Genomic DNA, 7,141 nt, shown 5'->3' on the forward strand with positions numbered 1-7,141 from the left:
GCTGAGTGGGAAAGAACTTAATCAAATTGGTATAACTTGTGTTGTTCAACATAAATATTTTTAAAATTAGAAGTAAGTCACATCTTTCACTTTTTGTTTGTTTTGACTTACTTGATAAATGTTATAAACATCTTCGAAGTTTAATTGTAATTCTGTTGTATACACATCACCAACAGGGTAACTTTTTACAACCTTAGCACCACGAATTATTCCTTGAACAGAACTAGATAATTGCTGGTTTTCAATAAGTAAATCAGCCATCGTAACATTGCCTTCAATTTGTTGGCCGTAAACTTGTTCAGCTAACTCAGCATAAGCGGCAACTTTTGACGCTTTAATGGCCATTAACATCCGTTGTGTTTCATGCGTCGATTTTTGCAAACTAATTGGTGCAAATCCAGTAGCATATAATACAGGAAAAGATTCAGGTTTTACCGTTTCCCATTCAACCTGCTTATCATATATAAGCGAGCATGCACTGATGAGAAAGACTAAGGTCAACATGAAAAGGGATCTAAATTTTTTGTTATTCATAGATACTCCTTGGTTTAAATTACATTGAAAGTGGCAAAATAATGTCGCCTTACCTTTAAACTATAATCAAATAAAAATAAACCATTGATATTAATTAATTTTGTATACTTACTGCACGTTCATCGTTTAATAACATCACATTATCACGAATAAGCATACCGTCTTTCATTTTAACTTTTTCGTTATGGTTCATTTCATCACCTAATACCCAAGTAGGAATAAATGATTGAGCTGTAGCAACCACTACTTTTGATTGAATACCTATCATGCGAGCGTTAACTAAAACACCACCTTCTTGTTCAACCATAGTGCCAGCAACTACGTAGTCAATAATCTGACGTTCAGGTAACTCTTGCCAGTCACGACTAAAGACATAGTCCCCTTCTTTAGTCACTCTGATATGCCCTGTTGCTTTGAAGTCTATAACTACCAAACCGTGCCTTTGCAGCTCATGTACAAAACTTTCAGCTAATTGATTACCTAACCAATTTGTTGATTCAAGATCTTTTAAATTAACAAAAGAGGCAACGGCTACAGGTGTTTTTGCATTAACAAAGCTACTACTTGTAAGCATTTGATAAGCTAGCCCTTTAACTACATCATTAATGGCATGACGAGGAAGATCATAACTGTCAATTTCACCTTTCTCTATTTGGCTAGATTGATAAAAATCATCCTTATGTGTCGTTCCACATGAGAGTAAAGCTGGCAGAATCAATGGTATAATCCATTTTTTCATAGTGTTCCCCTTTCCAAAATTAATGCTACTAAATAATTGGGTAGCAATACTATCTACTACGTTTTATAACTTTGTTTAATACCACGTAGAGCATATTTAACAAATATCGATTATATCTATCAATGCACATATTAGGCCATATTGCAGAGCAGGACATAAAATCACATAGCTAATTTTATGTCAGGCATGATATATGCATAATCAGTTGTTAACACGCTGCTTATGAGTTAACAGAGCCGTTCAGTCTATTCGATACGTTACACTGGAAGATAAAAAATATGCGAACACTTATCAAAACATTATTACTCATCATTATAGTATGCAGCCCTGCTGTTAATGCGCAGTGGTATGAAACTCAAGGTTATGCCAATAGTAAAGGGGTAAGTATAGAAGTTGCTCGCACCCAGGCTGTGGAAAATGCCTTAAAAAAAGCATTATTGGTATCAGGGGCAAGTGTTTCAAGTGTGCAACAAGTAGTAAATGGTTTACTCACTCAAGATCAAATAAGTATCAGAGCTAGCGGCAGTGTCAACTCTATAGAGCTAGTCGATGAAATACACAGCGGCAACCTTATTACCGTCACTATTCGCGCTGATATATTCCCACAAGAGAAAAAGTGTTTTGCCGTAGATTTTAAAAAATCATTATTAATCACTCGTAGTCACTTGGTACATAGAGAGCAAGCTAATATAGGTGAGATTTATAATATTGATAAGTCAGTAATGGTTAAACTTGGTGAACTACTTAACCAACACAGTACGTTTACCAAAACCAGTACAATAATTGATAACAAAACAGACTTTGCACGCTTAAATAATAGCTTAGCCAGTGACAAAATATCATTGCTAACCCAGTCACTCAGTGACAGTACTAATAGCCAATATGTAATGTTTAGTGAAATTACCAATTTGTCATTTGATGAGCAATCAACAAATGGTTGGATGTTTTGGCAACAAGGTATTTATCCTAGAGATTTTGGTCTTAATGTTTACCTTTATAATGGTTTAAATGGACAGTTAGTTTGGCAAAACTCCTATAGTAATTCCGCACCTTGGACTTTTTTAAAGCGTATAAAAGTAGATCCATCAAGCAATGCTTTTTGGCAAAGTGAATATGGTGTCATGGTAACGGCTATTGTTAGTAAAGTTATTAAAGATATAGATGAAAATATAATGTGTGAGCCGAGCCAAGGAAAAATATTAAAAGTTCAAGGTAACCAAGTTACTGTGGATTTAGGCCGAGATAATGGCTTAAAAATTGGAGATGAGTTTAGTTTATTACACAGAACACATTTTAATAGTAATAGAAGTAGAGCTTATACCGGTTTTAGCGTCAGCCCTTACAAGGTTAAAGTAATAAAGTTAACAAGAGAAACAGCAACTGCGGTAACCCCCGATGGCCAAATATTTGGTAATATTCAAATCGAAGATATCGCCGTGCGTGACGAAAATTAAAGTAATACCATTTTCATTAAGTTTGTGATCTTGTTGTGCAGAGGAAAGTATTCCAGAGCAAGGCGCTAGATTGAACAATAGCTGGCTATTGGGATTGATAGCAACGCGGCTCTGGAGTATTTTAACCAGTTCAAGTGAGCAATAACTTAATGAAACTGATATAAGTTAGTTCACATACAAAAATGCCCGACTATGTATTTATTAGCCGGGCATTTTTATTTTTTCTGGGAATAACGATAATTACTTAGAGTCTGCACGACCCATAAATTTACGTTCTTCAGTATTCACTTTAACTTTATCACCTGTAGAAATATGCTCAGGTACTTGGATAGTTAACCCAGTAGAAAGGATAGCCGGTTTAGTACGAGCACTTGCTGAAGCGCCTTTAATAGAAGGGTCTGTTTCTGTAATGGTCAACTCTACACTAGAAGGAAGCGCCACACCAACAGGGGCATCATCAACGATGATCACAGCCAAACCTTGTGTTTCCTCATCAATAAAAAGCACTTCGTCAGCAATTGATTCTTTATTTAAGTTGTATGGCGTGTAATCTTCGTTATCCATAAACACATATTGATCACCATCTATGTATGAAAACATTGCCGGACGACGACTTAAATCAGCTAATGTTAGCATATCACTGTCTTTAAACGTTTCATCAACTTTTGCGCCCGTAACAACATCATACATACGCATTCTATATAAGCTACCACCCGCTCTACCTTGCGGTACTGAACGCTCTATTCCTCTAACAATATACACACTGTCATTATATTCAATCGCGGTATTCTTTTTTACATCACTCGCTTTGGGCATAAGATGATTTCCTTTGAAATAATTTAAAATTTTAATTAGATTGCGGAGAAAATAGCACGATCCAATGAAGATGGAAATATTTTATCAAATGTAAATAGGTATTTAATAAAAGTATGATAGATAAAAACCATATAATAATTGTATTTTTATTAATCTACTGCTTTTAGTTTGTTTTACAATATAATAAGGTCTGTTGATCTTTCGAGATTACTTTTACAACAACTTGTTTGGACTTCTTTATATTAAGAGTTGGCAAGGCAGAGCATGTAACGTTTAGCTAGCTAAACGAATATGCGATAACGCCGTATGAATTTCAAACTACTGTTGCCTTTAGGTTCATTTAAAACGAATTTACTCATTGTGGCTCCGCTTTTAAAATAGAATAACTAGTTCTCGAAGTAGTAAGGAAAGCTCGCGCCGCGATTAAATCCGTTTTAAATTGAATGATTTTTAACCCTTAAAGAACAACAGACCCTAAACTAAACTAAACTAAACATATAAGATGGTTATATTTATTAAGGAACAAAATATGAAACACTTTTTCAAAGTTATTGGAATAGCTATATTAGCCCTAACTCTGTCTTCTTGTGTTGATGAAGAAGATGATTCCTATTCAGAAGATACATATTCAAATGATAGTAGTAATGCAACATTTATACTTGGCACTTGGAAGTTAACCGATCCGGATCCATCACCCGTTGTAGCGACTATCAGCTTTAATAGTAATGGTCGAGGTCAAAACGTTATTGATGGTGCAGGAATTTATGCGAGTGAAACCCGCGGATATGACTACAAAATAGAAGGTGACGACCTTTACTTTCGCTATGACGAACTAGGGTATTACTCAGACCCTTCTAATATAATTAGCGTCAGCTCAACCCAACTAAAGCTATATCACGCAGATAATACAACAGGTACATACCTTAAGGTGTCATCTACTGGTAGCGGATCTGATTCTAGTTCTGGTTCTGGTTCTAACAATAATAGTTGTGATGATTACAATAACATTGGCGCCTCTATTTATTTATTAAAGATGCCTAATTCATCTACAGAGATTGTAGGCTCTGTCGATATATATATTGATGGTGGCTATGTTGGTTATTTAGGTTCTTACTTTAATGAAGAGCCTTGTTATGGGCAAGAAAGCACCTTAAATGTTGATTTATCTTATGGTACCCATAGCATTCGAGCTTCTGGTTATGATAATAATGGGGCAGAAATCACCTGGGCTAGTGATAACTTTACACTAAGCAGTTCTTCACCAAATATTCTGTATGGCTTACAATTTTAAAAAAGTTTCTCTTCAGTAAATAAAAAGACAAGTTTATTACTATATTTGTCTTTTTAAATTTATATTTTTACATTAGCTTTATACTGACCAAGATCAAGATAAGCACTAACAATTTATAAATTAAATTGTTAGTGCTTACCATACGAAAACAAAAAGCAAACAGTAAAGATAAAACAACAATAGTAACTAAGGTTATAAAACATAGCTAACATAACCAATAAAACCCAACCAACTAACACCAAGTAATATCCAAGGTAGTTTTTGGCTATTTCCTTCTTCAATGTCAGGTATGCTCGCTGCTGTTTTTTGCTGCTTTTGTTTTAATTGCTGCTTACGCTCTTTATCGCGTTCACGTGCCTTCTTGCTTTGCTGTTTTTTATATTCGGCAATGCCTTTTTCGATACCTTGAGCAATAAGCTTAGTTTGTTCTTTGGACTGTCCTTGCTTTTGTATTCCTTTTGCTACTTTAGTTGCTTGCGCTTGCGTTTCTTTAGATACCTTACTGTTCATTATTAACCCATTTATTTTGTCGTTTATTAAACTATTTTTTGCTTATTGAAATCGTCTAGCTTTGCTAAATTATATCAGTAAAGTTGAGCTATAAAATAGCAACAAAACAACGACTCTTAAAGTGTTTGCAGAGCACCATTTTGTAATAGTGATAGTTAAACTTTTTATACTTAGCTAAAAGCCTAATTACAAAAGCTGAGTCTACAATAAACATGTTTACGCTGCATTAGCACTTAACAATATGAGAGATTCAACTTAAACTTTACTCCTATAATTAACTAACGCAACTTAACCCTATTACACTGATAAGTAACACTGATAAGTAACACTGATAAAGTAACGCAATTCAAATAACACAGTCCACATAACAAAAAATGGAAATTAAGATGTTAAAAAAATTAAAAATTTATGCTTCAATCTTTATATGTTTAGTCATAGCCTTCTTTGCCTACAATGCTTTTTATAATGATGAAGTTGGTGATGTTTCTTTAGGTATGTTTACGCTCAAAGATATTAAGCTTAATACATTAGTTGATCCTGTTGTAACCGGGGTTACTTGTCATATTGCCAGTGTAGAAGCTAACTTGAGTTTTTCTGATCCTAGCGATAGTTCAATAGCTTGTCGCCAGACAGGTGAAATAACTGCAGATATGATAGCTAAAATAGATAAAAGTAAATCAGGTGAAGTTGTTTTTAAAAAATCAAAAAGTGTCTTTTTAAAAACAATGAAAGTGAGACGTATTTTTGATGCCGAGAATCAAACGTTAATGTATTTGTCTTACTCAACAAAAGAAACATCGGGCAGTTTCAAACATAGTTTATCGACCGTTCCTTTATGGGCTACCAATGCATTTATAGGATCAGAAATAGTTATTCAACACTGATAAAAAAGTTTTAACTGTTAGCTTATCAATTAAAGTTAAAGTTAAAAAATAAAGTATCTTGGAATTATATCGAAGTTATAACTCAGCCAAAACTAAGTACAAATAGAAGTATAGCTAAAGCCATTGGTATGAATCGCATACTAATGGCTTTTTAGTTTATTCAATCTACTAACCTAGTTACTCACACAATAAATGCAGTAGTAGCTATTAATCTTAATTTTTGTTCACTTCTTGGGTCTATATAAAATAAAAAATGCTTAAACTATTAAAGTTACAACTAAATGACAATTGTTCACATTGTCACTAAATTAGAAAAATAATATAAAAAACGTCTAAATAGTTGAACATTTGACCAATAAAAGTAATTTATGAACAATAAAAAGAAAAAAACAAAATAAAATGACAAAAATGTAATTTAATTACAAAAATAGCTTTACATATTACTTATAATTAGTATAATAGCTCTACTTTCTTAGGGAGACGAAATTAACCAAGCAATTTGCAAATGTTAATTTATTTTCTTCTTTTGAACATATTCCTAATCATTTGTAATTCCCCTTACACTGATTTTTAGCCACACATTTGTGTGGCTTTTTTTTGCTTAAAATTTAGTAAATAGAGCCTAATCTCACAAACTAAGTGATCATTTATACGGACTAAAGCCACTAACTACAGCGTTATTTATTTAATAATTAACGCTGCATGAATGCAGCTTATTAGACAATGCAGGAGCAATTGTCCTGAACAACTAGTTATGTAAATAAATGCCTTGTATTAAATGATTTTATCTCCGTCTAAAATAGATCACTTAATTAATGAAACTGGTATAATACCAATTTGATTAAGTTCTTTCCCACTCAGCGAGAATTAAAAGGCTTAGAGGCAAGGCATTGATTGAAGAGAATGGTTGTTC

At 33.4% G+C, this 7,141-nt stretch carries 7 protein-coding genes; 3 read left to right on the forward strand and 4 right to left on the reverse strand.

All coding sequences use genetic code 11. From position 1 onward, the window contains the following. Positions 1-66: 66 nt before the first annotated feature. Positions 67-534, reverse strand: coding sequence for an LPP20 family lipoprotein (locus tag KO502_RS04750; protein WP_216021416.1), 468 nt, complete (start codon positions 532-534; stop codon positions 67-69). A gap of 94 nt (positions 535-628) precedes the next feature. Continuing rightward, complete coding sequence (locus tag KO502_RS04755) at positions 629-1,273, reverse strand: FlgO family outer membrane protein (protein ID WP_216021417.1); 645 nt, start codon at positions 1,271-1,273, stop codon at positions 629-631. Positions 1,274-1,551: 278 nt separating this feature from the next. On the opposite strand from KO502_RS04755, the gene KO502_RS04760 reads away from it, so the two are divergent. Then, the gene (locus KO502_RS04760; protein ID WP_216021418.1) at positions 1,552-2,727 is read left to right on the forward strand and encodes a flagellar assembly protein T N-terminal domain-containing protein; all 1,176 of its coding nucleotides are present in this window, start codon (positions 1,552-1,554) and stop codon (positions 2,725-2,727) included. Positions 2,728-2,967: 240 nt separating this feature from the next. Here KO502_RS04760 and yeiP read toward each other — a convergent pair whose 3' ends face one another. Beyond that, positions 2,968-3,543, reverse strand: a complete 576-nt coding sequence (gene yeiP, locus KO502_RS04765) for an elongation factor P-like protein YeiP (RefSeq protein WP_216021419.1) — start codon at positions 3,541-3,543, stop codon at positions 2,968-2,970. Between the two features lie 529 nt (positions 3,544-4,072). Here yeiP and KO502_RS04770 point away from each other — a divergent pair. After that, positions 4,073-4,834 (forward strand): hypothetical protein, encoded by a 762-nt coding sequence (locus KO502_RS04770; RefSeq protein ID WP_216021420.1) that lies wholly within the window; start codon positions 4,073-4,075, stop codon positions 4,832-4,834. Positions 4,835-5,026: 192 nt separating this feature from the next. On the opposite strand, the gene KO502_RS04775 is transcribed toward KO502_RS04770, so the two are convergent. Continuing rightward, positions 5,027-5,344 (reverse strand): DUF2956 domain-containing protein, encoded by a 318-nt coding sequence (locus KO502_RS04775; RefSeq protein ID WP_216021421.1) that lies wholly within the window; start codon positions 5,342-5,344, stop codon positions 5,027-5,029. 386 nt (positions 5,345-5,730) lie between these two features. Here KO502_RS04775 and KO502_RS04780 point away from each other — a divergent pair, with 386 nt between their 5' ends. Next, entirely contained in the window at positions 5,731-6,228 is a 498-nt protein-coding gene (locus KO502_RS04780; protein WP_216021422.1) for a CreA family protein, read from the forward strand. Positions 6,229-7,141: the final 913 nt, after the last annotated feature.

It is taken from the genome of Colwellia sp. E2M01 (assembly GCF_018860585.1).
In the GTDB taxonomy this organism is placed as follows: domain Bacteria; phylum Pseudomonadota; class Gammaproteobacteria; order Enterobacterales; family Alteromonadaceae; genus Colwellia.

Excerpts from the sequence above, each read along its gene's own strand:
- KO502_RS04750 (WP_216021416.1), bottom strand. The coding sequence starts at position 534 with ATGAATAACAAAAAATTTAGATCCCTTTTCATGTTGACCTTAGTCTTT.
- KO502_RS04755 (WP_216021417.1), bottom strand. The coding sequence starts at position 1,273 with ATGAAAAAATGGATTATACCATTGATTCTGCCAGCTTTACTCTCATGT.
- KO502_RS04760 (WP_216021418.1), top strand. The coding sequence starts at position 1,552 with ATGCGAACACTTATCAAAACATTATTACTCATCATTATAGTATGCAGC.
- yeiP (WP_216021419.1), bottom strand. The coding sequence starts at position 3,543 with ATGCCCAAAGCGAGTGATGTAAAAAAGAATACCGCGATTGAATATAAT.
- KO502_RS04770 (WP_216021420.1), top strand. The coding sequence starts at position 4,073 with ATGAAACACTTTTTCAAAGTTATTGGAATAGCTATATTAGCCCTAACT.
- KO502_RS04775 (WP_216021421.1), bottom strand. The coding sequence starts at position 5,344 with ATGAACAGTAAGGTATCTAAAGAAACGCAAGCGCAAGCAACTAAAGTA.
- KO502_RS04780 (WP_216021422.1), top strand. The coding sequence starts at position 5,731 with ATGTTAAAAAAATTAAAAATTTATGCTTCAATCTTTATATGTTTAGTC.